This window comes from Microbacterium alkaliflavum, assembly GCF_044325405.1.
Classification (GTDB): Bacteria; Actinomycetota; Actinomycetes; order Actinomycetales; family Microbacteriaceae; genus Microbacterium; species Microbacterium alkaliflavum.
Genome location: NZ_JBIQWL010000004.1, coordinates 233,708 through 259,868 on the forward strand (window position 1 = coordinate 233,708; position 26,161 = coordinate 259,868).

Consider the following 26,161-nt stretch of genomic DNA (forward strand, 5'->3'; position numbering starts at 1 on the left):
CACCACTGTCATCGTTCAAAAGCGAATCCACTTCTCATTGATGAGCGCCGCTACAAGCTCCTCTTCGCCGGACGGTGTGATCCGCCAGACCTCGGTGCCGTCCGGAAGCCTCGTGTAGGCCGGTAGGTGGTACTCCGGGATCATCTCCTTGGCGCCGTTTCCGACGAAGCCATTGCCGTGATAAGGATTGTCCGGCCCCAACGGATCCACGCTCGAGGGATGGTAGTACGGTTCGCCGTTCCGGTCGAAGAGAAGGCCGGCCTGATCCCCGGCGTCGCGGGCCGGGACCTTCACGTCGAAATCGTCCGTGAGTTCGAACCGAACGGCATACGTGCCGCCGTCGGGCGCCAGGAACTGGTCCGGAATCGTCCGTCCGGGGGCGTAATCGAGCCCGAAGCCCATCATCAGGTCGTCGGCGGTGACGAGCTTCTGAGCGTCCGCGGCTCGCGCGACGAACCCGCCGACGGTGTCGAGGGGTGCGCCGGGCGTCCAGTATTTGCGAGTGAGCAGATTCTGAAGGTCGGTCTCGCCGAGCACCTTCTGCATGATCTCGCCGTTGGCCGGCAGTGGGACGCTCTCGCGAATGTCGAGCACCACGCGCGCCTCATCAGGTGTGAGAGACGTGACAGGACGCTCGTGCACGAGGTGATAGAGGTCCGCCATCGTCAGACCGTGCTCGGAAGCGACCTCCGTCAGACGAGGCTCGGCGTCGCTGAATTGCGCGATCTGGTCGGGCGAGGTCTTCGGCACGTACGGTTGGCCGTCTGGAGCGGTGTAGTGGCCGGGCGAGCCGCCCGAATTGCTGCCGGACGGGTCGGGAGCCGCAGCGCCACCCGGGCCGTCTGTCGCAGGTCCGTCACCGGCGGGGCCGCTCGTCGGCGAACCGCCGCCTCCACCGGACTGCGGGTCGACACCGTCGACGCCGTGACCGATGCCACCGCCTCCGGTCGTGGTCTCGGTGTGCTGCACAGTCGTCGACTCGCCGGCCGCACCGGTCTCGGTGCGCACGGGTGCGTCGTGGACGACGGCGTTGACGGCGCCGGGTCCGGTTTCGCCGTTGACAGCCCCGGCGGTGACGAGTTCGGGTTCGCGCACGGGCGCCGGGATGGCGGCATCCACTCCACCCCCGCCGTGGGTGATGCCGGCGGCATTGTCGAAGGCGCCGGCGGGCAGTTCGACGCGGCCCCCGTCGAAGGTGAGGATCGGGTTGCCCGTGGAGTCGACGCCGGCGCGGACGGTGTTGAGGTCGACGCCCATGTCGTCGAGCAGCGACAGGCCGGAGGTCGCGTCCGTCGCGGTGTAGACCTCGATGGGAGCCGGGTCGAGTCTTCCGGCGGTGTCGAGGGTGCCGAGGATGTTGTCCAGGCCGGCGAAGCCGCTGCCGGCGAGTTTGAGGGCGCCGTTGACCGCCCACGAGGACGGGTCGACGAGGTCGACGACGCGAGCCATCTTGGACAGCACGGACGCGGCGGTGCCGGCGGTCTTCACGCCGGTGATCGCAGCGCCGGCAGGGATCAGGATCGTGCCGACATTGAACACCGTCTCGCCCAGGGCGGTGCCCGGGTCGTCCTGCCACTGGTCCCACGCGATCAGGGCCTTGCCGGTGTTCAGCAGCGCCTCGTCGGCCTTGTCGGTGAAGTCGGTGATCTCATGGGGGAGGAGGTTGCCGCCGAACGCGTCGGCGGTGTCGTCGGCCATCTTGAGGAGATTCAGCGGCGGGGTCGACGAGATCACGAGGCCCGCGGCGAGCAGGCCGAGGTTGCCCCAGGCGGCGCCGTACGCGTCGCCGGAGAACCAGTCGCCGGTCGCGGGGTTGTAGCCGAGCACGAGGGTGCCGAGCCCCTCGATGGTGCCCCACACGCCGCCGACGATGACGCCTTCCCAGAGGAAGTCCTTGAACACGAACTTCGCGGCGTGCTCGCCGCATCCCTCGGTGCGCTCCACGGGGGCGCCCCACGGCATCTCGGTGCCCTCGGGGATCTCGGACAGCCCGTACCCGAGCGGATCGTTCTCTGACTGGTAGGCGTGGAGCGGGGCCCCGCCGAACAGGGCGCGGATCGTGTTCGCACACGTCCGCTCAGCGTCCCAGAGGGCGACCTGCTGCGCGTTCACCTGACTGATGAGGTCGTTGTTGCGGTCGACGTACTCCTGGACCTCATGCCACTGCTTCGTGACGTCCCGGTACTGCGGGATGTCGCTTGCGGCCGTCGACGAGCCCCCCGTGGAGTACGGCGAGTAGCCGGCGGAGGTCGCGGTCGTGCCGTAATAGCCCTGAGTGCTCACCCACGCGGGGTTCAGCTCCTGCACCTGCACGCCGCCGCTGATCTCCGCGCCGAACGCCTCGGCCTGCAGCCGCAGCGAGTCCAGCTCGGCCTTGATCGGCCGCACGTCCGCGGCGAACCGCGTCAGCGCTCCCGAGACGACCTCGAGGTTGTCGCCCGCCGTCGTGGCCTGCGACGAGACCGGCTGCATCAGCCCGAGCAGCGTGCCCGCCTCGGGCGCTTCGTAGACGCCGGCCATGCCCTGCCATTTGAGGTGCACGTTCGACCCGTTGTCACGGACCGAACCGGCGATCGTCCTGATCGTCGACGCATTCGACTCGATCGCGTCAGGATCGATGTCCTTCCCCGGGATCTTGTCGGGATCGATGGCGGAGGGCACTCACCTCACCCCCGGAGGGAGGTGCGGCGGGTACACGGCGGCGACCGATGCGGACTGTGCGTTGGCAGCCATCTCGAGATCGCCTGCGACGTACGCCTCGGTGGCTGTCACGACGCCGGATGCCGCGGCCCCGATGCGGGTGTTCATCCCCTGGATGCGCGGCCCCTCCTCGAGGGTGAAGTACGACTGGATCGCCTCCGAGATGGCGCCCGACTGGGTCGCCACGACGGCCCCCTCGAGGGCGGGGCTCAGTCCGTTGAGTGCCTCACCGAGGGCGGTGGCGTAGGTGTTGACGTCCGTCAGCACTGCCACGACCCCGGACGGCTGGATGCTCCAGGACGTCATCGATCAGCGACCGGGCTCAGCCGATCGACTCGACGGCGGCGCGCGCCTTGCGCAGCGCGTCCTGCGCCGACTCGTCGTTGCGCTCCAGCGAGGACCGGAGCGTCTGGATGATGCCGCGCACCTCGGCGGCGGCGTTCTTCCAGCGGGTCTCCTTGGCGCGGTAGTCCTCCGACACGCCCTCGGCCGCGTAGTCGGCCATCGCGGCCTGCACGTCACGGTCGCGCTGATCGATCAGTGCCTCGAGCTGCGCGGCGACGCGGTTGAAGTTGTCCTGTGCGTTCTGGGATGCCGCGATGTCGTAGTCGCGGCGGTCGCTCTGGTTCGCCATGTCTGAAGTCCTTTCCCGGTCAGCGGCTCGAGCCGAAGCGCGCCGCGTCGAATGCGGATCCGGCCTCGAGGCTCTGGGTTTGGTCGACCATCGCGGACTCGCCTTCGATGAACGAGCGGTTCATGCCGCCGATGCCGCCGAGCACTCCGTCGAGAGCTGCCTTGAGCTCGGCCGAGATGGCGTCGGTGCGACCCTTGAACCGGTCGAACGCCGCGCGCCCCGCGCCCTGGAAACGACCCTCGAGCGGCTCGGCCGCCTCGAGCAGCTGGCGGACGAGCAGAGTGAGCTCGTCGCTCGAACCCGACGTGGCCTTCGTCAGCACCGTGAGGGTATCCGCACCCATTGCGAACTTCATGCGTCCGTCATCCCTTCTTCGCGGCGAACGGAACTCGCCGATCGGACCCGACTTCCTGGACCTCTGACAGGCTAACCCAGGTGCCCCAGCACCCCGTGTCCCCCGAATGGGGGGTTGTGGACGGTCACGACACCTCTTCGCGGCGACGGCGACGGGTCAGGTGCACAGGCTCGGTCGGCGCCGGGAGCGAGGCATCCATCACCGTTGTCGGCCCCTCGGCATCGGCCGGAGAGGCCACGGTCGTCGGCTCGAAGTGCGCGACCTGCACGAGCGCGGGGCGCTCCCCGCGCCGGGCGAGGCGGCCCCGGCCGGCGACCATCGGCTCGGCGTAGAGCTTGGGGAGCAGCTGCCCCTCGGCTCGGTCGCCCGACATGATGAGCGCCGTGCCGCCCGTGTCGCGCACGCCCTGCAGCGCGACGTCGAACATGGCGCGGGAGGCGCCCGCGACGGGGCGGCTGACGACGAGGTTGAGCCGCAGGTCGCGCGCCGAGGCGAGGTAGGGGAGGAGGGGACGCAGGGGCTCGGCCCCGCCCGCCGCGAGGATGTCGAAGTCGTCGGCGATCACGAGGATGCGCGGGCCGCCGACGCTGCGGTCGGCGGCGCGCTTCTCGAGCTCGGTCGCGATCGACTCAGCGAGCAGGCGCGCCTGGCGCCCCGACGTCGCGTGACCGCCGAGGTAGTCGTCGGGGATCTCGGCCGCGAGCTCGCCACGGGCGTCCATGAGGCCGATGACGAGATCCTCCGGCGAGTGCCGGTCGATCGCGCCCTGCACGACGCCGCGCAGCACAGTCGTCTTGCCGCACCGCGGGTCGCCGAGCACGAGCAGGTGCGGGTCACGGTTCGCGAGGTCGACGAGGACGGGTGCCATCGTGTCCTGGCGGAGGCCCACGGGGATCTCGTCGGGCTCGTCGAGCGCGTCGGGGAGCTCGAGAGGCGCGAGGTCTTCGGGGAGGAGGCGGATGGGGGCGGCGCCCGGTCCGCCCCACTGCGCGGCGCTCTCCCGGGCGATGCGCTCGAGCGACTCGCCGATATCCGCGTCGTCGACCTCCTCGAGGAGCGGCAGTGCGATCTGGGCGAAGAGCTTGTCGTCGGTCAGCACGCGCCCGGGCTCGTCGGCCCGGAGCGTCGACGAGAGCTTGCGGGCGATCTGCGAGTCGGCAGGGTCGTTGAGCTTGAGCTCGAGCCGGGTCCCGACGAGTCCTTGCAGGTTGAGGCGCAGCTCGTTCCACCGGGAGAGCGTCACCACGACGTGGATGCCGAAGCTCCCGCCGCGCTCGAGCAGCTGGCCGAACGCCGGCTCGAGGTCTTCGAATTCGGCGCGAAGGGCCCCGAGGCCGTCGACGAGCAGCACGACGTCGGCGCTCGGGAGGTCGGGGAGGCGCCCCTCGGCATGCTGGCGCCGCATGTCAGCGAGCGAGTCGAGGCCGTGCTCGCGGAAGACGCGCTCGCGCACGGCGAGCATGCCGGTGAGCTCCTCGAGGAGGCGCGAGAGGCGCTCGCGGTGACCGCGCGTCGCGACGCCGCCGACATGCGGGAAGGGCTCGATGCGCCCCAGCCCGCCCCCGGTGAGATCCATGCCGTAGACGCTCACCTCGCGCGGCGAGTGCGTGAAGGCGAGCGATGCCGCGAGCGTCCGCAGGAACGTCGACCGGCCCGACTGCGGCGCGCCGGTGATCGAGACGTGGCCACCCGAGCGCGTGAGGTCGAGGAGCCACGGCGCCTGCTGCTGCCGGCTCGGGTCGTCGAGGAGCCCGACGGGCGCCTTGAGCCCGCCGCGCCCCTCCGCCGTCGACAGGACCCCGCCGAGCGTCAGGACGGACGGCAGGGGTGGCAGCCACACCGGCCGCGTGCGGGCGACGCCGCGTGTGAGGCGTGAGGTCGCCGCCTGCACGAGCGTCCGCCCCGTTGTCGGGGCTTCGGGCTCACGGACACCCACCGCCTCGTCGTCGCTCTCCGGGGCACGGTCGTAGGTGGGAAGCTCCAGGACGAGGGGCGCGTCGAGCCGCGCAGGGCCGGCATCGGCGCGGTCGGGCACGGGGCCCGACACGTAGCCGGCGCGGAAGCGCGTGTAGACCGAGGTGTCGACCTTGAGGTAGCCGAACCCGGGGATCGCAGGGAGGTGGAACGCGTCGGGCGTGTCGAGCACGACGGCGGACTCCGACTCCGAGAACGTGCGCAGGCCGATCCGGTACGACAGGTACGTGTCGAGGCCGCGCAGCCGACCGCCTTCGATGCGCTGGCTCGAGAGCAGCAGGTGCACGCCGATCGACCGGCCGATGCGCCCGATCGTGAGGAGCAGCTCGACGAAGTCGGGCTCGGCGGTGAGCAGCTCGCCGAATTCGTCGATCACCAGGAAGAGGTGCGGGAGGGCGGGCAGGTCGGTGCGCTCGCGCCGCAGCCGTCGGTAGTGGCCGATGGATGCCGCGTTCCCGGCGTCCTTCAGAAGCCGCTGGCGCCGCACGACCTCGCCCTGGATGCTCGCGCGGGCACGCTCGGTGAGCTGCGGGTCGTCGGCGAGGTTGTCGATGATGCCCGCGACGTGCGGGAGCCCCGCGAAGGGCGCGAACGCCGCGCCGCCCTTGTAGTCGACGAGGATCATGCTGAGGTCGTCGGGCGAGTGCGTCAGCGCGAGGCCGAGGATGAGCGTGCGCAGCAGCTCGCTCTTGCCGGATCCCGTCGCACCGATGCAGATGCCGTGCGGACCCATGCCGAGCTGGGCCGACTCCTTGAGGTCGAGCAGCACGGGGGCTCCGCGGTCGTCGACGCCGATCGGCACGCGCAGGAAGTCGCCCGCGGAGCGCGGCTGCCACGCATCGCGCAGGTCGATCGCATCGACGTCGGCGATGCCGAGCAGCTCCGTGACGTCGGGGGCGAGGGTCGTCTGCGCGTCGACGGCGCTCGTTCGCGTGAGCCGCAGTCCCGCGAGCGGCCGCGCGATGACTTCGAGCAGCGCCGTCGAGACGCGATCGGGACGGATGCCGCGCACGGCGTCCTCGCCCGTTCCGGGCGTCTCGATCATCGCCATGCCGTCGGCGAGCGTCACGCGGGCCGACACCGCGGAGGGCTCCTTCAGACGGTCGTCGACGACGTGGACGACGGTGATGCCGAGGTCGGCGAGGTCGAGCGCCGAGTCGAGCCGGGGAAAGACAGTCGGGGCCGGGCCCACGCGCCCGGAGGCTCTCGCCGCCGCGTCAGCGGCGCCGAGAGGGGGCGTGGGGACCGTTCCCTCGTCGATGAAGACCACGAGCCGGCCGGGCTTCGTGCGCCGACCGCTGCGGCGGGTCGCGGCCGCCGAGGCGATGCGGCCCTGCAGCTCGTCGCTCAGCAGCGCGAGCAGCTCGTCGAGGGTCGGAGCGATGCGGCGCGCGGCCGCCTGGCCCGCCGCGGCGTCGGCAGCCGAGGCGTGCGGGAGGAGGTCGAAGCCGCGCCACAGTGCGCGCGCCTCTTCCGGCACGACGGCGGCGAGGTGAACGTCGTCGGGAGAGTGGAGGGCGGCGACCTGCGCGGCGATCGCACGGCACACGGCGATCGCCTCGGAGCGTGCGCCGACGATCGAGACGTGACCTCCGCGCTCGAGGTCGACGACGGCAGGCATGCCCTGCGCGACGCCGGCCAGGCGCACGAGCCGCTCCGCGGCGCCCTTCATGACGGGGTCGAAGGGCTGCACGGGGTTCTGCTCCCCGGGCAGGCGCACCTCGACCGCGCGAAGGTCGCCCGTGCCGATCCGCACGTGGAGGAAGTCGGCGTCGCCCGGGCGTCGCTCCCAGCGGCGTGCGGGGTCGGTGCCGATCTCGACGAGCGTCGCAGGTTCGGGGTCGAGGGCGAGGGCGGCATGCCGGCGGGCGTCGGCGGTCTCGCGGACCGTCGTGCGAAGGTTCTCGAGGTAGTCGAGGTAACGCTCGCGCTGGATGCGCCGCTGGCGGGCCGCATTCCCGCGCGCCGTGAACGCCATGCTGAGGCCGCCGATGAGCGCGACGACGAGGATGACGGCGCCTACGACGACCATGACCGGGTTGTTGCGCAGCAGCACGATCATCGTGATCGACGAGAGGCTGCCGACGATGGGGAGCAGCGACTGCAGGGGGAAGCCCGCCGCGTTCTCGCCGATCGGCGGCGGCGGCGCGAGCACGAGGTCGGTGGGATCCTCGAGCGCCTCGGTGACGCGCGCGGGCCGGTGGACGAGACGGGTCGTCATGCCGGCACCGCCGTGCGCCCCGAGACGAGCGTCGCGACGAGTCGGAGCAGCCCGCGGAGCGTCGCCTGGCCCGCGGGCTCCGCGCTCGCGCGCAGCCCGCGGTCGAACGGGATGCCGACGACGGGCCAGGCGTCGCCGGCCATCGCGCGCGCCACCGCGTCGCCGTCGCGCGCGCGGTCGACGAGGGCGAGGACCGGCGCGGGCCCCTCGGGAAGCGCCGCGATCGCCGGTGCGACGGCACGCGCGAGCTCGGCGGGAGCGCGCCCGCTCGCGCTCACGAGGCACACGACGTCGCACAGTGCCGCGCACTGCGCGAGGTCGACGAGCGGGTGCCGCGCGCCGAAGTCCGTCACCGACACGTCGAAGAAGCGCGTGATCGGTGCGGCGTCGGCGAGCCATGCGCCGACCGGCCCGTCGGGCACCGGCGGCCGCAGCGTGAACCACCCGTCACCCGCGTCGAGCCCCGTGACGGCATCTGCCGTCGTCCGAGCCCCCGCCCGCACTTCGCTCGGCGGCGTCTGGCCGGCACCGAGTCGCGCGGCGAGTGCGCCGTCCGCGACATCGATCGCGAGAACGGGTTCGGTGCGCCGCGCCGCCAGGATCCGGACGGCCTGCCCGGCGAGGGTCGTCGCACCTGCTCCGGTGTCGAGCGACACGAATCCGATGCGCCGCGCGGTGGGCAGGATGCCGCGGATCGAGGCATCCCACTCGGTGAGGGCCGTGTGCCGCGCGACGGCGCTTCCGAACAGCGCCGACGGAAGTCCGCGGACATCGAGGGTCACGCGCCGCCCCCGAACATGCCGAGCAGCTCGGCGTAGACGCCGAGCGCGCCGAGCAGCAGCGGCAGGAGCGCGACGACGGCGACGGTCTCGACGACGTTCCCGAAGCCGCGCAGGCGCGCACGCGTGTGCGCGGCGGGCCGCACGAGCGCCGCCGACGCGATGAGCACGGCCGCGAGGGCGCCGACCGCGACGCCGATCCACGCGAGCGGGCCCGTGAGATGGACGACGACGGCCGTGAGCGCGATCGCCGCGACGGCGGCCCACAGCGACCACACCTGCGCGCGCAGCGGGAAAGCACGGGCGCGCAGCCCGGCGACGAGTGCGATCGCGAGCGCGAGGAGCCCGCTCCACAGTTCGCCCGCGAGGACGAGCGCGACGCCCGTCGCGGCGAGCACGGCGGCGCTCGTCACGACGCTCCACGTGAGGGCGCCGTACGCCTCGTCGATCGACGTCAGCGCGCGAGGCCGGGCGATCCGGTCGCCGTCGGCGACGCGACGGTCGAGAGCGGTGAGCCCGGCGGCCGAGAGCGCGATCCACGGAAGCGGGCCCGTCGTGAAGGCGGCGACGGTCCCGGCGATCGCCGCCGCGGCGGGTGCGGGCAGGCCGACGAGGAGGAGCGTGAGCAGGAGCGAGCCGAGCACGGCTCCGACCGCTCCACCGGCTGCGGCGCCGGGGCGATCCAGCCCCACGCCGAGGCCCAGCAGCACGACCGTCGAGCCCGCCGCGATGAGCACGGCGACGGCGATGAGCGGGGCGGCGGGGGAGGAGTAGCCGCCGCCCGGAGCCGCCGTGAGCGCCGCGAGGCTCAGCGGGAGCGCGACACCCGCGGCCGCCGCGCTGAGACTGGCCGAGACGCCCCGTGCGCGCAGGAGCCCGAGCACCGTGGCGAGGGCGACGAGCACGGCGAAGGCGGCGAGGAGCACCCAGGCCGCGATGAAAGCCGAGCCGAACGGGGCCACGGCTCCCGCCGCGGCTGCCGCGAGGGCGACGCCGGCACCTCCGGCGATCGCCCGCGCGCGGTCGTCCCAGCGGTCGGATCGCGTGTCGTGCGCGAGGGCGGCGGCATCGGTCACATCGATGACGACGGGAGGCGGCGGCGCCGTGTCGAGCCGCACGAGTCTCAGGAGCGTGCCGTCGGCGAGGTCGAGCTGCTGGGGCGAGCGCGCGATGTCGAGCTGCTCGCCGTCGGCCGCGATGAGCGTCAGAGGACGCGCGACGGTGCCCCCGGGCTCGCCGAGCAGCTCGACGAGGCGGGGGAGCGTCGCGCCGAGTGGCTCCTCGTTCGCGACGACGACCTCGGCGCGACGCGCGGTGCCGGCGACGGTGAGACGCGTGTACATGTCAGGCCACCTCCATGGCGACGATCGCAGGCCGCAGCGATGACGGTGCCGCGGGCGCGGCATCCGCTCGATCCGCCAGGAGCTGGATGACGAAGGCGACACCGACGCAAGCGGCGCACGCGACGGCGGCCACGATGAGGGATGCCGCGAGCCGGCGCAGGTGGTCGTTGACGGTGCGGCGCTCGTCGATGCGGCCGTAGAGCAGCGCCGATCCGAGGCGCATGCGCTGGAGCTTCGCCTGCTCGATGAGAACGGTGTCCCGCTGGTCGGGCATCAGGCCTCGCTTTCGGGGGAACTGTCGCGCAGCTGCGCCGCGACGCGGGGCGAGACGGCCAGGAGGTCGGCGACGCGGGCGGGGTCCAGGGTGCCGAGCACCTCGCTCAGCCGCTCCCACCCGCCGCCCTGCGCAGAGCCGAGGGGGACGAGCACGCCGGGAAGCCGCGGGCTGCCGACGACGGTGGCGCCGAAGTCGGCCGTCCAGCGCTTCGCGTCGATGCCCGACGCGCGCACGCCGGGCGGCCCGACCAGGAGCGCGAGCGGCTCGGGCGGCGGAGCGGCCGTCGCCCGGAGCGTCAGATCCGGCGAGCCGATCGCGGCGAAGGCGACGCCGAGGAGCGGCATCCCGATCCCCGCCGCCTTCGCGAGGAACCCGCGCGCCTCGACAGCGACGGAGTCGACGCGGGGCTCGCCGGGGCCGGCGACGTCGGCCCAGACGCGCGTCGTCTCCTCGAGGCCCTCGGACGTGCGGGCGATCTGCAACGTGCCGATGAAGGGGCGATCGCGCGCTGCGACAGCGGCCCAGCGGCTGCCCTGTGGCATGCGGCGGCGCGTGCGCTCGGTGAGGTCGTCGCGGTCCCACGGGGCGACGAGCGGCTCGGTCGGTCCCCACGCGCTCGGGACGGCGCCCGCGAGCGCCTCACCGGCGGTTTCGAGCACGCCGCCGAGCCGGACGGGGCGCGTCACCCGGTGCCGTGTCGAGACGGTCGCGACGAGCTGCATCCGCGTCGCGATCGCGGGGCGCACGAAGGCGGGGTGCACGCCCGCCTCCGCAAGCGCGGGCGCCGCGAGCACCGCTTCGGGTAGGTCGAGCCGAGCCCCGCTGCGCGCGTCGTAGCAGCCCTCGTCGGCCGTGCGCACGACCCAGTGCCCGCCGACGGCCGACAGTGCTTCGGCGAGCGGCTGCGTCAGGCGCGAGAACTCGCCCGACACGATGATGGGGCGTGCGTCTGCCGCGACGACGCGACCCAGGAAGTCGCTCATCCCGACCGAGAGCGCCACGACGTCGGCGCGCGTCTCGGTCGCCGACCAGCCTGGGCCGCGTCCGTCGAGGAGGGGGTGGTCGAGGGCCGTCGTCATCCGGGCACCCTGACGGTCACGACGCGGTCGCCGAGTTCGAGGATCGCGCCCGGGGGGATCGGTGTGCGCTGGAAGGCGAGGAACGGCTGCGCGGCGCCGCCCGTGCGCAGCGCCGTGCCGTTCGTCGAGCCGAGATCGGTCACCCACACGAGCCTGCCGTCCCACTCGAGGCGCGCGTGCGATTTCGAGAGCGTGCGGGAGAGGTCGGCCCAGCGGTACTCGTCGGCAGGGGCATCTGCGGGAGCGGAGGGATTGCGTCCCAGCACGAGCGGGATCGCGAGCGGGAGCCGTTCACCTGAGTCGAGCTCGATCACCGGCGCGAACCGCTGAACCGCGTCACGGCCGGGCGCGGGGGAAGCGGCCGGCACGGCGGGGAACTCGAACGGGGCGAGCGCCGGCGCGAACGGGTCGCGTCCGCGATGCACGTCGAAAGTGCCGAGCCCGCCCGCGAAGAAGGCGGGGAGCAGGGATGCCCCGGCCGCGGCGCCCGTCGAGCGCTTGACGGTGCGCGTCCCCGCCGCGATGCGCCCGAGCGATCGCCCGGAGCGCGCAGTCATGGCGACGGCCGCGACGATCGCCGCGGCCGCGAGGAGCCCGAAGAGCCACGCGAGGCCGGCGAGGCCGCCGTCGGCGGCGAAGAGCGCGGCGACGACGGCGAAGGCCACGGGCACGAGCGCATCGACGACGAGCGCGCCGATCCGCTGGCCGACGCGGGCAGGCGCCGTGAGCACGAGCGGATCGACGTGAGCGGGGCGCGCCTGATCCTGTGTCGTCATGGGTCCGCTTCCCGTCGGGGGAACCCCAGAAGTCTAGACGGATAGGTCGAACCGCCGTCTCGCGGTGCGGATGACAGCGGCGTGACAGCGGTGGGGGTGCCGTGACAGCGGCGTGACAGCGGGCCGGGCGCACGCTGGGGGAAGCCATTCAGAGAAAGGCATCCCCTATGACTTCCAACCTCGCAGTGCACGCCGAGGGCCTCGTCAAGGTCTTCGGCGACAACCGTGCGGTGGACGGCGTCGACCTGCGGGTCGCGGCCGGCACCGTCTACGGCGTGCTGGGGCCCAACGGCGCCGGCAAGACGACGACCATCCGCATGCTCGCGACGCTGCTGCGTCCCGACGGCGGACGCGCCGAGATCTTCGGCCACGACGTCGAGCGCGAGGCGCAGATCGTGCGCCAGCTCGTCGGCGTCACGGGCCAGTACGCCTCCGTCGACGAGACCCTCTCGGCCACCGAGAACCTCGTGCTCTTCGGCCGCCTCCTCGGCCTGAGCCGCCCGGAGGCCCGCAAGAAGGCCGTCGATCTCCTCGAGGAGTTCGGATTGACGGATGCCGCGAAGCGGCCCCTCAAGAACTTCTCGGGCGGCATGCGCCGGCGCCTCGACCTCGCGGCATCCCTCATCGCACGCCCGCCGCTCATCTTCCTCGACGAGCCGACGACAGGCCTTGACCCCCGCACCCGCGCGCAGATGTGGGACACGATCCGCACGCTCGTCGCGGGCGGGTCGACGGTGCTCCTCACGACGCAGTACCTCGACGAGGCCGACCAGCTCGCCGATCGCATCGCCGTCATCGACACGGGCAAGGTCGTGGCCGAGGGCACGTCCGACGAGCTCAAGTCGTCGGTCGGCACCTCGAGCCTGCAGCTGCGTCCCGCCGATGCGGCCGACCTCGACGACGTGCGCATCGCCGTCGAACGCGTGCTCGGTGTGCCCGCGACCGTCAGCCCAGAGGCGACCCGCCTCACGGCGCCGATGCAGAACCCCGACCTCGTGACCGACCTCCTGGTCGTGCTGCGCGAGTCCGACATCCGCCTCGCCGAGCTCAGCGTGCAGAAGCCCACGCTCGACGAGGTCTTCCTCACCCTCACGGGACACGGCGTCTCCACCGCCGACACCCGTGAGGAGCGCGAGCTCGAAGGGAGCCCCGCATGACCACTGCCGTCCTCACCCCCGACGCCCCGCTGCGCAACCACGTCAGCATCGGCCAGTCCGTCCGCAACTCGCTCACCATGGCGGGCCGCGGCCTCATCAAGATCCGCCGCACGCCCGAGCAGCTCATCGACGTCACGGTGCAGCCCATCATCTTCACGGTGATGTTCGCCTACATCTTCGGTGGCGCGATCGCGGGCAGCGTCGAGACCTACCTGCCGTTCCTGCTTCCCGGCATCCTCGTGCAGACGGTCATCACGACGTCCGTCGTGACGGGCGTGCAGCTTCGCGAGGACATGGAGAAGGGCGTCTTCGACCGGTTCCGCTCGCTGCCCATCGCGCGGGTCGCGCCGCTGGCCGGCGCGCTCCTGGCCGACACGCTGCGCTACGCCATCGCGACGACGCTGACCTTCGCGACGGGCTACATCATGGGCTACCGCCCCGACGCCGGATTCACCGGCGTGCTCCTCGCGGGGCTGCTCGTCATCGGAGCGTCGTGGGCGCTGAGCTGGATCTTCGCGTTCTTCGGCGTCATCGCGCGCACCGCGGCATCCGTGCAGGGCATCTCGTTCCTGATCCTGTTCCCGCTGACGTTCCTCTCGAACGCGTACGTCCCGATCGACACGCTGCCGCCGGCACTCGCGTGGTTCGCGTCGATCAACCCCGTCTCGCACCTCGTTTCGGCTGCACGTGCGCTCACGATGGGAACGGATGCCGGAGCCGACGTGCTCGCGACGATCATCGGCGCCGCGGTCGTCGTGGCCGTCTTCGCGCCGCTCACGGTGCGCGCCTACATGCGTCGGGCATGACGCGCCGATTCCGCCGCGTGGTCTGCGCGACGGCGGAGTCGGCGAGCGACACGCCGGGACGGGATGCCTCGTCCCGGCGTGTCGCGACCGAGTCTCCGCCGCTGTGCCCAGCGGCGGCCGCGGCTCACGCCGCGTCGCCGTCCGTGCGATCTCGTCGTGTCGCGGTCAGGGCAGCAGCTCGCCCAGGCGCTGGAGCTCGTCGTGCGCGGTGTCTGGGGACTCCTCCGGCGCCGCGGCGACGCGCTCGACGACCCGGCGGTAGAAGGGGTCGGCGGCGTCCGGACGGCCGCGCAGCGAGATCGAAGCGCCGAGGGCGCGGCGGGCTGCGGCATCCTGTCCCGTCACGGCGAACCAGCCGGCCAGGCTCAGCGCGACGTCCGCGATGATCGGCTGATCTCCGCTGCGCAAGGCGAGCGGCAGCGCGACGCGCAGCGCGGCGGCGGCCTCGTCCGGCCGATCGACCAGCACGAGAGCCTGCGCGCGCTTGGAGCTCGCCCACGCCTGGAGCTGGTCGGGGAACTCCGGCGGGATCGTCGTGCCGAGCCCGTCGATGTGAGCGAGCGCGGCCGCCCCGTCGCCCGCGGCGATCTCGACGGTCGCCGCCGCCATCCGGGCCTGCGCGAGGGCGCGGTCGGAGCCGTCGGCACGCGCCGTCGCCTCGATCTCGGCGAGCCGGGCGCGCGCGTCATCGAGGCGCCCGAGCCGCAGCAGTATGCCGAGGCCCTGCGCGCGCTGCTGCAGGAGGTCGGAGACCGAGGTCAGCCCCGTGAAGCCCGCCGTCGAGGCGTCGGCGACCTCGAGGGCCTCGGCGAGGCGCCCCTCGAGCATGAGCCACTCCGACCGCATCTGGCTCGCGAACGCGATGCCCCATACGTCGCCGAGCTCGCGGAAGGTGCGCACGGCACGCTCGCTCTCGACGCCGAGTGTGTCGACCTCTCCGCTGTTCTGCGCGACGGCGGAGCGGATCATACTGACGAACGCGTGCGACCACTCCGGTGCGTCGGGAGACGCCGCCGGAATCTCGAAGCGCCGCGACCAGCCCCAGCCGCGCTCCTGCCCTGCGATGGCCTGGGCCGCCGCGGCGAGCAGCGGCGGGATGACGGCGGTGAGCTCCGACGGATGCCGCGCCGCCGCCTCGACGAGGCGCGCACGTCGCCCGTCGAAGTCGGCGAGGTCGACTGCACCGGGGGCGGGCTCGTCGCCCGCCGCGCCCGCGGCCGCCGACATGAGGCCGAGGAGCAGCCCGACCCCGTTGATCACGACGGCGGCCTCCGTGTCCAGGTCGGCGTCGAGCGCCGTGAACCGGCGTATGCCGTCGGAGAGCTCGTCGAAGCGCTCGCGCATGAGGCTCGGCCACAGCGACGCCCGGACCAGCTCGACGCCCGTCTCGAACAGGCCCGGCTGCTCGGCGCACGCTCGCAGCGCCGCCGAGAGGTTCTCGTCGTTCGCGTCGAACCAGGCGAGGCCGTCGCGCACGCCGGGCCCGCGCAGGAGGGGCTCCCGCGTACGCGCGAGCTCGGCCATCGCGGCGGCCTGGCGGCCGCGTGCCTCCTCTTCCCGCCCGTCGGAGCGCAGACGATCGATGCCGTATTCGCGAACCGTCTCGAGCATGCGATAGCCGCCGTCGCCGCGCCGCAGGAGAGATCGGTCGACGAGCTGGTCGAAGGCTGCGGCATCTGTCCCGAACACCCGCGCGACGACGCTGGCGTCGGCGGCCGTGATGCCGTCGGGGAAGACGGATGCCGCGAGCAGCGCCTCGCGCTCGGGATCGGTGAGCGTCTCCCAGCTCCAGTCGATGAGCGCGCGCAGCGTCTGGTGACGTGGGTCGGCGGTCCGCGGACCCGTCGCGAGCAGGGCGAAGCGGTCATCGAGACCCTCGTCGATCTCGGCGAGGGTGAGCGTCCGCGCGCGTGCCGCGGCGAGTTCGAGGGCCAGGGGCAGGCCGTCGAGCCGGCGGACGATGCGCTCGACCGCGTCCGACTCGCGCGGCGCGGGCGCCTCGCCCCGCGCGGCGCGGACGCGGCGCGAGAAGAGCTCGATCGCGTCGTCGGCGGGGAGGGGGCCCAGGTCGACGAACGCCTCGCCGGCGACGCCGAGCGGCTCACGGCTCGTCGCGAGAAGACGTGCGGTCGGCGTCGCGCGCAGCAGCGCGAGCGCCACCTCCGCGGCCTCGCCGGACACATGCTCGCAGTTGTCGAGGACGATGAGCACGGGCCGGCCCGCGAGGGCGTCGAGCGCGCGCTGCCGGGAAGAGGTGGGTGTCGCGGTGGTCGTCGTGTCGGCGAGCCGGATGCTGCGACCCGCTGCCGTGGCGACCGCGGCCCACACTTCGCCCGGAGCGGCCGGGGCGAGCTCGACCACGACGGTCGCGTCGCCCCAGGCACGTGCCGTCTCGAGAGCGAGCGTCGTCTTGCCCGCTCCGCCCGGTCCGATCAGCGTGACGAGCCGCTCGGCGCTGAGCTGCGCGCCGATCGTGGCGAGCTCGCGCTGGCGCCCGACGAGTGGTGTCAGCGCCGCGGGGATCACCGACCGTGCGGACGAGGTCGGCGCCGCCCCTAGGCGTCCGGAGGAACCCGCGGTCGCGTCGGCGGCCAGCGTCGCCCGGACGAGCCGCTCGGCGTGCGCGCGGTCTTCGAGCAGGTCGCGCACGACCCAGTCGAACTCGGGGCCGGGTGTCCACGGCTCGCCGGTCCAGAGGTCGATCGCGGTGCGGGCGATATCGGCGGCCGCCGTCGGGTCGGAACGGGTGCGCGCTTCGGCGACGAGATCCTGGAACCGCGTCACGTCGACCTCGTCGCGCGTCATCGAGAGGCGATAGCCGCCCGGCGTGGACTCGACGGCATCCGCCCCCATCGACCGGCGCAGCCGCGAGACGAGCGACTGGAGCGCCGCGCGCGGATCCTCGGGCGGATCGTCGGGCCAGAGATCCTCGGACAGCGGCCGGTAGCCGACCGTCGTGCCGGCATCGACGGCGAGCCGGAACAGCACCGCCTGCTGTCCGCGCCCGTGCACGGTGATCGCCTCGCCCGCGGGGTCCGCCAGGGCGAGGCCGCCGAAGAACCTCAGCCGCACGGATCAACGATAGGACGGCCGCGCTCATCTCCCGGCCCACACGAACGACAGGTCAACCACGCATTCACAGGACGATCGGCGCGGCATCGACCTGCGGATCCGTGGTTGATCTGTCGATGGGGAGCCGGGCGGGGTCGGGCCGGCCGGGCGGGCCCGTCGGCGGCCGGTCAGCCCGTAACGGTGATCTCGGCGTAGTCGACGGCCCCCGAGGTGAGCCGCGCGAGGGACTGGGTCAGTGCCGCGCGGAGCACGTCGAGGTCGATGTCGGCGAGATCCTTGAGGTAGACGCACGACGCGCCCGTCGTGTGCGGCCCCAGCTTCGACAGGTCGGGTGCGGCGCTGTCGCGAGGATCGAGCAGATAGACGGTCGTGGCCTGCCGGCGGGGCGAGAAGCCGAGCAGCGGCACGTCGCCCTCGGTGCCCGTCGGGTAGCGGTAGTGATACGAGCCGAAGCCGACGATCGTGCCCCACAGCACCGGCTCGCGGCCGCTCACCTCCGACATCATCGCGATCATCGTCTCGGCGTCGCGTCGACGCACGGCCGGGGTCACGGCGGCGACGAACGCGGCGACGTCGCCGCCGGTGGGCTTCATGCCTTGGCCTGCGCCTTCATCGCGCGCTTGTGCTCGCGCACCTTCGCGAGCGACTCGGGGCTCGTGATGTCGGCGACGCTGCGGTGCGTGCCCTCGTCGCCGTAGGGGGTGGATGCCTCGCGCCAGCCCTCTCCCGTGAACCCGTACTGCTTGCCGAGGAGCGCGAGGAAGATCCTGGCCTTCTGCTCGCCGAAGCCGGGCAGGGCCTTGAGCCGGCGCAGGACTTCCCGTCCGTCGGGGTCGTCGCGCGTCCACAGCGCGGCGGCGTCGCCGCCCCAGTCCTGCTCGAGCGCGGCGCACAGCGACTGCACCCGGCCTGCCATCGACCCGGGGTAGCGGTGCACGGCCGGGGGAGTGCGGAAGACCTCGACGAACGCCTCGGGGTCGTAGCCGGACAGGGTCGCGGCATCCACCGATCCGACGCGCTGCTCGATCTTGAGCGGCCCCGAGAACGCCGTCTCCATCGCGACCTGCTGGTCGAGGAGCATGCCGATGAGCAGGGCGAGCGGGTCGTCGGTGAGCAGGCGGTCGGCGGCCTCGTCGCCCGTGATGTGGAGCGTCATGCCGCCAGTCTCGCACCGGGTGACGACGGCGGGCCACCGTCGAGCGCGACTGCCCGCGCCGGCGCGTGGCGGCGGCGATGCGAGGATGGACAGGGAGGAGCGCATGGCCGAAGAACAACCCGCCGAGGCACTCGACGAGGTCGCCTCGGCCGCGCAGGAGAAGCACGTCGTCGTCGTGGGCGGCGGCATCGCGGGGCTCGTCGCGGCGCTCGAATGCGCCAAGGTCGGGCTGCGGGTCACGCTCATCGAGCAATCCGATCGGCTCGGCGGCGCGATCCGCTCCGTCGAGGCGGGCGGGCTCTCCCTCGACGCGGCTGTCGAGGGCTGGTCGATCCGAGGCGCCGCCGTGCGCGCGCTCGCCGAGGAGCTCGGACTCGCCGCGGCGATCGTGCCGGCCGCCGTGACGGACACGTGGATCGGCGGGCTGCCCGGGGTCGCCCCGCTGCCGGAGCGCTCCATCGTCGGCATCCCCGACAACCCCTGGGACGTGCGGGTGCGCCGCATCATCGGGTGGCGCGGCACGTGGCGCGCGTATCTCGATCGCGTGCGCCCCCCGCTGACCATCGGCAAGGAGCGCAGCCTCGGCAAGCTCGTCCGCACGCGCATGGGCGACGCCGTGCTGGAGCGCCTCGTGGCACCCCTGAGCCTCGGCGTCTACGGCACGCACCCCGACGATGTCGACGTCGAGGCCGTCGCGCCGGGTCTCAGCACGGCGCTCACCCGCACGGGGTCACTCAGCGGCGCGGTCTTCGACCTGCTCGTCGACGCCACCCCCGGCCCGCGGCTCGAGGGTCTCGCGGGAGGGATGCCGCAGCTCGTCGAAGCCGCGCATGAGCGGCTCGTCGAGCTCGGCGCCGTCGTGCGCACGGGCGTGCGGGCGGACCGGCTCGAGCGGCACGACGACGGGAGGTGGACCGTGGAGACGGCGGGCGACGCGCCGGAGGCGGATGCCGCCGACCAGGTCGTCGTCGCGACGCCCGAGGCCGAGGCTCGCCGTCTGCTCGCGCCCGTCGTCCCGTCGCTCGACGCACCGGTCGAGGTCGTCCACCCCGTCGAGGTCGTGACGCTCGTCGTCGCCGACGCCGCGCTCGATGCGGCGCCGCTGGCCGCCGTGTACCCGCTGCCGGGCACGTCGCGCGCCGTCGCGGTCGTCGACTCGACGGCGCGGTGGCCGTGGGTCGCCGCCGCGGCCGGGTCGGGTGTGCGCGTGCTGCGCGTCTTCTTCGGCGCCGCCGGCGAGCCCGCCGCGACAGCCGGCCTCGACGACGCGGCAGCCGCGGAGCTTGCTCGGGGCGAGGCATCCACTCTGCTCGGCGTCGGCCTGCGCGACGTGCGCGGTGCCGCGCGCGCGCCATTCGAGCCGCCGCGACCCGCGTCGGCGCTCGGCCACGCCGAGGCCGCCGATGCGGCGCGCCAGGCGATCCGGACCGTCGATGGCCTTGCCGCGGTCGGCGCGTGGCTCGCCGGCTCCGGCCTGGCGCAGGTCGTGCCGGACGCCCTGAAGGAGGGCGACCGAGTGCGCCGGATGATGCTCTGGAACGAACCGGGGGAGTGAGTCCTCCTTGCGGTGTGAGGATCTGTCAAGGCGGATGCCGGAATCGGCATGCGGGACTAACCTGGGACCACGCACCACCCGCAAGCGTGAGGAGACGCGCCCATGAAAGGCAAGGTAGGACTCGTCATCGGTCTGGCCGCCGGCTACGTGCTCGGTTCGCGCGCCGGTCGCGAGCGTTACGAGCAGATCAAGGCGCAGGCTCTCAAAGTGTGGAACCTCGACCCCGTGCAGGATCAGGTCGGCAAGGTCAAGGACTTCGCGAAGCAGCAGGCCATGGCACTGCCTTCGACGCTGTGGGACAGCGCCGTCAAGGTGACCAAGGCCGCGTCGTCGAAGGGCACGACGCCCGGTCAGAAGCTCGACGACGCGATCAAGGCGGGCAAGGACTCCGCCGCCGACATCGACGCCGCTGCGGCGACCTCCGCCTCGGCCGTGAAGGACGCCGTCGACGACGCGTTCGACGACAGCTCCGACGCGGGCCGCGGCGGAGCGTGACATGACGACACCTCGCGGCTTCCGCGACCGCGCCGACGATGGGCTTCTCACCCTCCTCGGCGAAGTCCCCGAGCTCGTCCGCAACCTCGTCATGGCGGAGATCGAGGCCGCGAAGGCGTGGATCCGCCGCACCTCGAAGGATGCCGGCATCGGCTCCGGCTGGATCGTCGGGGCACTCTTCCTGCTGTTCTGGTCGATCCCGCTGCTGCTGGCCTTCATCATCATCGGGCTCTCGTCGTGGATGCCGGTGTGGGTCGCCTCGCTGATCGTGCTCGTCGTGCTGCTCCTCGGCGCGGCGCTCATGGGCTTCCTCGGCTATCGGCGCTGGAAGAAGGTCGTGGGTCGTGAGAACCCGGTCCAGGCGATCGTCAAGGATGTGGAGATAGTGCGCGATGAGCTCTGAGGTTCCGGTGCCCCGCACCGCCGTCCCGCTCGGCATCACCGACCCCGTCGAGAAGGCGAGGACGGAGCTCAAGGCCGCGCTCGCCGCGATCGAGGACAAGGCCAACGTGCCGCGTCGCATCGAACGTACGAGCGACCGCCTGAAGCGCCAGGCGCGCGCCTTCGCGAAGGACAACCCCGCGGGGGCCACCGCCGTGGTCGCCGCCGCGGCCGCCGCGGTGGGCGCCATCGTCTGGTCGATGGTCCGCGCGTACACTCGCTGACCCCCGTCGCGCGGTGCGTCTGCGCGTCCCCGGCCTCGCCCTGTGGATGCCGAACGGACAGGCGACGGTCAGCAGGGGTATGGTAAGAGGCAGGCAGTGCGATGGCGCGGATGCTGCCGACGGCGCGGACCTCCACTTGCACGGAGTTCGCATGTCGCACGTCGGCTGCTCGTTACATGGGGCGGTCGACTGAGTAGTACCCACCGAGAGTCGACCCCATGAATGCATCACCACGGCCTTCCGACGCCAAGCCCCTCGCAGGCTGGCGCGTGCTCGTCCCGCGCGGCGGTCCGTGGGGCGACGGGGTCGCGGCATCCCTCCGGCGCCAGGGCGCGACGCCCGTGATCGCACCGCTCATCAACTTCGCTCCGACGAACGATCAGGCGACGCTCGAAGAGGCCCTGTCCGATCTCGCCGCGGGAGCCTTCGACTGGCTCACCCTCACGAGCGCGACGACCGTGGACGTGCTCTACGCCTATCGCGCCGTGATCCCCGCCAAGACCCGGGTCGCGGCCGTCGGTGAAACGACCGCGGCGGCCCTGACCGCCGTCGGCTATCGTGTCGACCTCGTTCCCGATCGGGACAACTCCGCCGCCGGCATGGCCGAGCAGATGATCGCGCTCGAGCCCGAGCCGCGGGACATCCTCACGTTGCGCAGCGAGATCGCCAAGCCCGTGCTGACGCGGATGCTCGACGAAGCGGGCCACCGGGTGCGCAGCGTCGTCGCCTATCGCACCGTGGGTGTGCCGGTCACCGACAAGATCGCCGAGGACGTGCGCAGCGGGCGCATCAATGCGATCCTCGTGACCAGCGGCTCGGTCGCCGAGCAGGTGCACGACCAGTTCCCCGAGGTGCCCCCGACGACGCTCATCGCGGCGATCGGTCCTCGCACCGCGAAAGACGCCCGCCGTGCGGGTCTCCCGGTCGACGTCATCGCCGAGCGGCAGACCGTCGACGCCCTCATCGACGCCGTCGCGCGCTTCCCGCTGCCGCACGCCGCCGACGAGTTCGCCCCCTGACCCCAGCCGATCCGTCCTCGGCTTGTCGATGCGCGATAAACGGATCGTTGCCGTCCTGTGAGCAAACCGCCGGGTCGTCGTCACCGGCCGCTGGCAGACTAGTCGCATGGTGACGCTCCTGCTCGACTCGACACGACTCGAGGTCGTGCTGTCGGGCACCGAGCGCCTGCTCGCATTCCGCAAGGGGAATGTCACGATCGAGCGCGCCGCGATCGCCAAGGTGCAGCTGACGGATGACGCGTGGACATGGCTCCGCGGAGTCCCGTCGCCCGGCACGCACGTGCGGGGCGTGGTGGCGATGGGCACGTGGAAGTCGGCGGGCGGCACCGACTTCGTCGTCATCCGCCGCCATCGTGCCGGTGTCGTGATCGACCTCGAAGAGCATGCCGAGTTCGACCGCATCGTGCTCACGACGCGTCACGGCCTCGCGCTGGTCGAGGCCTTGCGGCTCGATGTGGCCGACGAGGCCGCCGACGTCGCGGAGATCGCCGCCGAGGCCCGGGCTGCGCGCAAGCCGAGGCGCCCGCGCGCTGCGCCGGTGCCCGCGCCCGGCGTCTGAAGTCGTTTCAGCCGCGAGGATCGGCCAGGACTCGCGACCATGCGACTTCCCGGTCGAGCTGACCGGTCTGCCGGAAGAGCCGCACCTGATGGGTGTCGGCGAGTGCTCTCGCGAGGTCGTCCCGATCGGCCGGTTCGAACCCCAGGCCCTCCCAGAACGGCCCCGAACGGCGGCTGAACAGCCACGCCGTGGTCGCTCCCTCCCCGGCTGCACGATCGAGCGCGAATCGTGCCAGGGAGCTCCCCGCGCCCTGAGAACGCCGGGAGGGACGCACTGCGACGCTCCGGATCAGCGCGTGACGGCCGTCCGCGCTGATCTCGTAGCCCGTGCTGCCGACGATCTCCCCCCGCGCGTCGCGGTCGAGCCACAGCCGCACGCCGGGCGCGTCCAGTCCGCTGAGGGTGAGATCCATCTCTGTCAGGAACGCCGTCAACGCCTCGACGTCGGTCTCGCTCCGAAGGCGAAGGTCCACGCGTGCGGCCTCGAGCGTCAGCTGACGTCGCGGCGCCAGCTGGACAGCCAGCCGAGCACGACGAACAGGATGCCGTAGCCGAGCAGCACGAGCGCGCCGACCCACCACTCGAGCGGGTCGCTCGTCGAGCCGGTCGTCGCGGTGCTCACCGAGAAGACACTCGCTCCGACGAGCGCGTCGCTCGCGGCACCCGGCAGGTACTTCGTGACATCGGACAGTCCGTCGACGAACGACGCGGCCGCTCGCGCGACCGGCTCGAGGAACTGCGTGAACACGAGCACGCCCACGATCGCACCGACCTGGTTGCGCACCAGCGCGCCGATGCCGATGCCGATGAACACCCACAGCACGTAGGCGAGCACCATCCGGCCGAGCATCGCCCACGTGTCGGACGACGTGAAGTCGGTGTCGAGGCCGTACCCGGCCAGGAAGCCCGCCGATGGGCCGACCGCCGCGAAGATCCCGACGATCCCGTACAGCACGCCGAGAAGCACCCCCACCGCGAGCTTGCCGACGAGCACGGTGCCGCGTCGCGGCGTCGCGAGGAAGGTCGGCGTCAGCGTCTGGTGGCGGAACTCCCCCGTGACGGCCAGGGTGCCGATCAGCAGCGGGAAGACGTAGCCGACCGAGGTCGCGGTGCTGTACAGCACCGCGGGAAGGCCCTCGGCGGGGATCTGCGGTGCATTGCCCGGCAGGGCGCCGGTCGCCGACGCCGAGAACACGAACGCCAGCACGGACGCGGTGAAGCCGACATAGGCGAACAGCACGATCGCGAGGATCCACCACATCGACGTGGTGAACTGCTTCGTCGTCTCCGAGCGCGTGACAGCGGCGAGGCTCATCGCGGCTCACCTCCCTCGGAGTCATCGGATTCTCGATGATCGTCGCCGGCATCGGGGCCGGCGTCGGCCTCGTCGGTCTCGGGCAGCGGCTCGGGCTGCGCCTGCCACTCGGGCGGCGCGCCGCCGAGGTCTTCCGGCGCCGGAGTCTCGAGTTCCGACACGGGCAGATTGGCACCGCCCTCGGGCTCTGCGGGGCGGTCACCGCCATCGCTTGCGGCGCCGTCCGCTTCGTGATCGAAGGAGGCGAAGAACCGGTCGGCGTCGCGGTCGGCGTCGGTCTTGACGTAGTGCTCCCACGGGCGGTCGTCGGCGTCGGACGAGGGTGGTGCCGAGAGCTGCCCATCGATCTCGTCGATGTCGTCGACGCTCGGGGATTCAGCGCCCTCGGCCTCGAGCCTCGACTCGCTCGCCGCTTCGGGCTCGGGCTCGGCGGAGGACTCGGCCTCGGACTCGGCCCCGTCGGCGGATGCCTCGGGCTCCGCGGATGCCTCGGGCTCGGCTTCGGGCTCGGCCGATGCCTCGGCCTCGTCGGCGGATTCAGGCTCGGCTTCGGGCTCGGCTTCGTCGGCGGATTCGGGCTCGGCCGATGCCTCGGCCTCGGGCTCGGCCTCGTCGGCGGATTCGGGCTCGGCGGATGCCTCGCGCTCCGCCGAGGACTCGGCAGCCGACTTCGGACTCGTCGCGGGGATGATGTCGATGATGCCCGTGCTCGCGACCGCGAACCCCGGGTGGGTGGAATTCGGCGACTCCGTCTGCTCGCCGTCTCTGCCGCCGTCCTCGGCGCCGGCGTCGGCGTTCTCCGGCTCGTCGTCGTCGGGCGACTCGTCCCACTCCGCAGGCTCGTCCGACTCGAGGGTCTCGGCGTCGCCGGGGGGCGGGGCTGCGCTCGCGTCCTCCGCCGCGGCATCCTGCGAGTCGTGCTCCGCTGCGGCCGCGACCGCGAGGCCCGCGACGACGGGCGCCGCGCCGAGCTCTTCGGCTCCGTCCTCCGCTTCACCAGGAGCTGACTCGTCGACGGCAGGTTCGCCTCCTTCGACGGGAGATCCGGTGGGCGCCTCGACGGCCGCTTCGGCGGCGTCCTCCGCCGAAGCATCCTCGGTCCCGGCGCCGCCCTCAGCGGCTTCCGGCTCGGCGATCGCGGGCTCAGCGGCTTCCGCCTCCGCCTCTTCGTCATGCTCGGACTCGCCCGCCGCCACGAGGCCGGCAGCAGCCGCGGCAGCGACGCCGTCCGCGGCCACCGGCACCTCGGTCGCCCCCGACGCGCTCGGGTGCACCCGCACCCCGTTCACGAGGTCGAGGAAGACCTCCTCGAGCGCGGGCCCGCGACGCTGCAGCGACGACAGGGCGATCCCCGCGTCGGCGGCGATCTGCCCGACCTCGACGGGATCGTGCCCGCGCACCGTGAGCCCCGAACGCAGCACCTCGACGTCGACGTGGTGTGCGCGCAGGGCGGCCGACAGCCCGGCGCGGTCGGGGGAGTCGACGACCGTCGCATACTCCGACGGGTCGGACAGATCGGCGAGCGCGCCCTGGAAGACCAGGCGTCCGGCGGAGATGACGATCAGCGAGTCGACGGTCTGCTGCACCTCGGCGAGCAGGTGCGACGACACGAACACCGTGCGGCCCTGACGGGCGAGCTCCCGGAGGAGTCCGCGCATCCACTTGATGCCCTCGGGGTCCAGCCCGTTGGCGGGCTCGTCGAGCACGAGCACGCCGGGGTCGCCGAGCATCGCGTACGCGAGTCCGAGGCGCTGGCGCATGCCGAGCGAGTAGCCGCCCACCTTGCGGCCGGCGACGTCTGCGAGGCCGACGAGCCCGAGCGACTCCTCGACGCGGGAGGCGGGCAGGCCGGCAGCCGCCGCGTAGACCTTCAGGTGGTTCGCACCGGAGCGGCCGGGATGGAAGCTGGATGCCTCGAGCACGGCGCCGACGGACTGCAGCGGATTGCGCAGCTTCGCGTAGGGGACGCCGCCGATCGTCGCCGCGCCGCCCGTGGCGCGCACGAGGCCGAGGAGCACCCGGAGGGTCGTCGTCTTGCCGGCGCCGTTGGGTCCGAGGAATCCCGTGACCCGGCCCGGCTCGACCCGTGCGCTGAATCCGTCAACAGCCGTCACGGCGCCGAAGCGCTTGGTGACTCCGGAGAATTCCAGCACCTGTCCGTCGGGCATGCAGAACCCTCTCTCGTAGCGAGCCGATCCCCCTATCTTTGCGGAAAACCCCTCTTC

General features: G+C 72.7%; 24 protein-coding genes. 8 read left to right on the forward strand and 16 right to left on the reverse strand.

Features of this window, described 5'->3' with window-relative positions:
- Positions 1 to 15: 15 nt before the first annotated feature.
- The 10 genes from ACH3VR_RS12965 to ACH3VR_RS13010 form a co-directional block, all read right to left on the reverse strand.
- Complete coding sequence (locus tag ACH3VR_RS12965; RefSeq protein ID WP_397556727.1) at positions 16 to 2,661, reverse strand: hypothetical protein; 2,646 nt, start codon at positions 2,659 to 2,661, stop codon at positions 16 to 18.
- Positions 2,662 to 3,006 carry a DUF6507 family protein gene (locus ACH3VR_RS12970; RefSeq protein ID WP_397556728.1) on the reverse strand — a complete coding sequence of 115 codons (345 nt, stop codon included), beginning with the start codon at positions 3,004 to 3,006 and terminating at the stop codon, positions 2,662 to 2,664.
- 16 nt (positions 3,007 to 3,022) lie between these two features.
- Positions 3,023 to 3,334: a pore-forming ESAT-6 family protein gene (locus ACH3VR_RS12975; RefSeq protein WP_133541628.1), complete on the reverse strand. Its 312-nt coding sequence runs from the start codon at positions 3,332 to 3,334 to the stop codon at positions 3,023 to 3,025.
- 19 nt (positions 3,335 to 3,353) lie between these two features.
- Positions 3,354 to 3,689, reverse strand: a complete 336-nt coding sequence (locus ACH3VR_RS12980; RefSeq protein ID WP_397556729.1) for a hypothetical protein — start codon at positions 3,687 to 3,689, stop codon at positions 3,354 to 3,356.
- A 124-nt stretch (positions 3,690 to 3,813) separates the two neighbouring features.
- A complete protein-coding gene (eccCa, locus tag ACH3VR_RS12985; RefSeq protein ID WP_397556730.1) occupies positions 3,814 to 7,884 on the reverse strand; it encodes a type VII secretion protein EccCa in 4,071 nt (1,356 codons plus the stop codon).
- Positions 7,881 to 8,666, reverse strand: coding sequence for a hypothetical protein (locus ACH3VR_RS12990; RefSeq protein WP_397556731.1), 786 nt, complete (start codon positions 8,664 to 8,666; stop codon positions 7,881 to 7,883). The genes eccCa and ACH3VR_RS12990 overlap by 4 nt, the downstream gene beginning before the upstream one ends.
- A complete protein-coding gene (locus tag ACH3VR_RS12995; RefSeq protein ID WP_397556732.1) occupies positions 8,663 to 10,006 on the reverse strand; it encodes an EsaB/YukD family protein in 1,344 nt (447 codons plus the stop codon). The genes ACH3VR_RS12990 and ACH3VR_RS12995 overlap by 4 nt, the downstream gene beginning before the upstream one ends.
- Before the next feature lies 1 nt (position 10,007).
- Positions 10,008 to 10,280: a hypothetical protein gene (locus ACH3VR_RS13000; RefSeq protein WP_397556733.1), complete on the reverse strand. Its 273-nt coding sequence runs from the start codon at positions 10,278 to 10,280 to the stop codon at positions 10,008 to 10,010.
- Positions 10,280 to 11,362: a DUF6177 family protein gene (locus ACH3VR_RS13005; protein ID WP_397556734.1), complete on the reverse strand. Its 1,083-nt coding sequence runs from the start codon at positions 11,360 to 11,362 to the stop codon at positions 10,280 to 10,282. The genes ACH3VR_RS13000 and ACH3VR_RS13005 overlap by 1 nt, the downstream gene beginning before the upstream one ends.
- Positions 11,359 to 12,138, reverse strand: coding sequence for an FHA domain-containing protein (locus ACH3VR_RS13010; protein ID WP_397556735.1), 780 nt, complete (start codon positions 12,136 to 12,138; stop codon positions 11,359 to 11,361). The genes ACH3VR_RS13005 and ACH3VR_RS13010 overlap by 4 nt, the downstream gene beginning before the upstream one ends.
- 167 nt (positions 12,139 to 12,305) lie before the next feature.
- Between ACH3VR_RS13010 and ACH3VR_RS13015 the strand changes: the two genes are divergently transcribed.
- Together ACH3VR_RS13015 and ACH3VR_RS13020 are read left to right on the forward strand one after the other, a co-directional pair.
- The gene (locus ACH3VR_RS13015; protein ID WP_397556736.1) at positions 12,306 to 13,295 is read left to right on the forward strand and encodes an ATP-binding cassette domain-containing protein; all 990 of its coding nucleotides are present in this window, start codon (positions 12,306 to 12,308) and stop codon (positions 13,293 to 13,295) included.
- A complete protein-coding gene (locus ACH3VR_RS13020) occupies positions 13,292 to 14,101 on the forward strand; it encodes an ABC transporter permease (protein WP_397556737.1) in 810 nt (269 codons plus the stop codon). The genes ACH3VR_RS13015 and ACH3VR_RS13020 overlap by 4 nt, the downstream gene beginning before the upstream one ends.
- A gap of 165 nt (positions 14,102 to 14,266) precedes the next feature.
- Here ACH3VR_RS13020 and ACH3VR_RS13025 read toward each other — a convergent pair whose 3' ends face one another.
- From ACH3VR_RS13025 to ACH3VR_RS13035, 3 genes are all read right to left on the reverse strand, one after another.
- Positions 14,267 to 17,173: an ATP-binding protein gene (locus ACH3VR_RS13025; RefSeq protein ID WP_397556738.1), complete on the reverse strand. Its 2,907-nt coding sequence runs from the start codon at positions 17,171 to 17,173 to the stop codon at positions 14,267 to 14,269.
- Between the two features lie 167 nt (positions 17,174 to 17,340).
- Positions 17,341 to 17,766 carry a DUF1801 domain-containing protein gene (locus ACH3VR_RS13030; RefSeq protein WP_397556739.1) on the reverse strand — a complete coding sequence of 142 codons (426 nt, stop codon included), beginning with the start codon at positions 17,764 to 17,766 and terminating at the stop codon, positions 17,341 to 17,343.
- Positions 17,763 to 18,329, reverse strand: a complete 567-nt coding sequence (locus ACH3VR_RS13035; RefSeq protein ID WP_397556740.1) for an HhH-GPD-type base excision DNA repair protein — start codon at positions 18,327 to 18,329, stop codon at positions 17,763 to 17,765. The genes ACH3VR_RS13030 and ACH3VR_RS13035 overlap by 4 nt, the downstream gene beginning before the upstream one ends.
- Before the next feature lie 103 nt (positions 18,330 to 18,432).
- Between ACH3VR_RS13035 and ACH3VR_RS13040 the strand changes: the two genes are divergently transcribed.
- The 6 genes from ACH3VR_RS13040 (at position 18,433) to ACH3VR_RS13065 (ending at position 22,622) form a co-directional block, all read left to right on the forward strand.
- Entirely contained in the window at positions 18,433 to 19,884 is a 1,452-nt protein-coding gene (locus ACH3VR_RS13040) for a protoporphyrinogen/coproporphyrinogen oxidase (protein WP_397556741.1), read from the forward strand.
- A gap of 102 nt (positions 19,885 to 19,986) precedes the next feature.
- Positions 19,987 to 20,379 carry a hypothetical protein gene (locus ACH3VR_RS13045; RefSeq protein WP_397556742.1) on the forward strand — a complete coding sequence of 131 codons (393 nt, stop codon included), beginning with the start codon at positions 19,987 to 19,989 and terminating at the stop codon, positions 20,377 to 20,379.
- Between the two features lies 1 nt (position 20,380).
- On the forward strand, positions 20,381 to 20,782 hold the full coding sequence (locus ACH3VR_RS13050; RefSeq protein ID WP_397556743.1) for a phage holin family protein: 402 nt from the start codon (positions 20,381 to 20,383) through the stop codon (positions 20,780 to 20,782).
- On the forward strand, positions 20,772 to 21,044 hold the full coding sequence (locus ACH3VR_RS13055) for a hypothetical protein (protein ID WP_397556744.1): 273 nt from the start codon (positions 20,772 to 20,774) through the stop codon (positions 21,042 to 21,044). The genes ACH3VR_RS13050 and ACH3VR_RS13055 overlap by 11 nt, the downstream gene beginning before the upstream one ends.
- Before the next feature lie 218 nt (positions 21,045 to 21,262).
- Entirely contained in the window at positions 21,263 to 22,063 is an 801-nt protein-coding gene (locus ACH3VR_RS13060; RefSeq protein ID WP_397556745.1) for a uroporphyrinogen-III synthase, read from the forward strand.
- 106 nt (positions 22,064 to 22,169) lie between these two features.
- On the forward strand, positions 22,170 to 22,622 hold the full coding sequence (locus ACH3VR_RS13065) for a hypothetical protein (protein WP_397556746.1): 453 nt from the start codon (positions 22,170 to 22,172) through the stop codon (positions 22,620 to 22,622).
- A 7-nt stretch (positions 22,623 to 22,629) separates the two neighbouring features.
- Here ACH3VR_RS13065 and ACH3VR_RS13070 read toward each other — a convergent pair whose 3' ends face one another.
- The 3 genes from ACH3VR_RS13070 to ACH3VR_RS13080 form a co-directional block, all read right to left on the reverse strand.
- Positions 22,630 to 23,034, reverse strand: coding sequence for a GNAT family N-acetyltransferase (locus ACH3VR_RS13070; RefSeq protein WP_397556984.1), 405 nt, complete (start codon positions 23,032 to 23,034; stop codon positions 22,630 to 22,632).
- 77 nt (positions 23,035 to 23,111) lie between these two features.
- Entirely contained in the window at positions 23,112 to 23,936 is an 825-nt protein-coding gene (locus ACH3VR_RS13075) for an ABC-2 transporter permease (protein ID WP_397556747.1), read from the reverse strand.
- Entirely contained in the window at positions 23,933 to 26,104 is a 2,172-nt protein-coding gene (locus ACH3VR_RS13080) for an ATP-binding cassette domain-containing protein (protein ID WP_397556748.1), read from the reverse strand. The genes ACH3VR_RS13075 and ACH3VR_RS13080 overlap by 4 nt, the downstream gene beginning before the upstream one ends.
- Between the last annotated feature and the right edge of the window lie 57 nt (positions 26,105 to 26,161).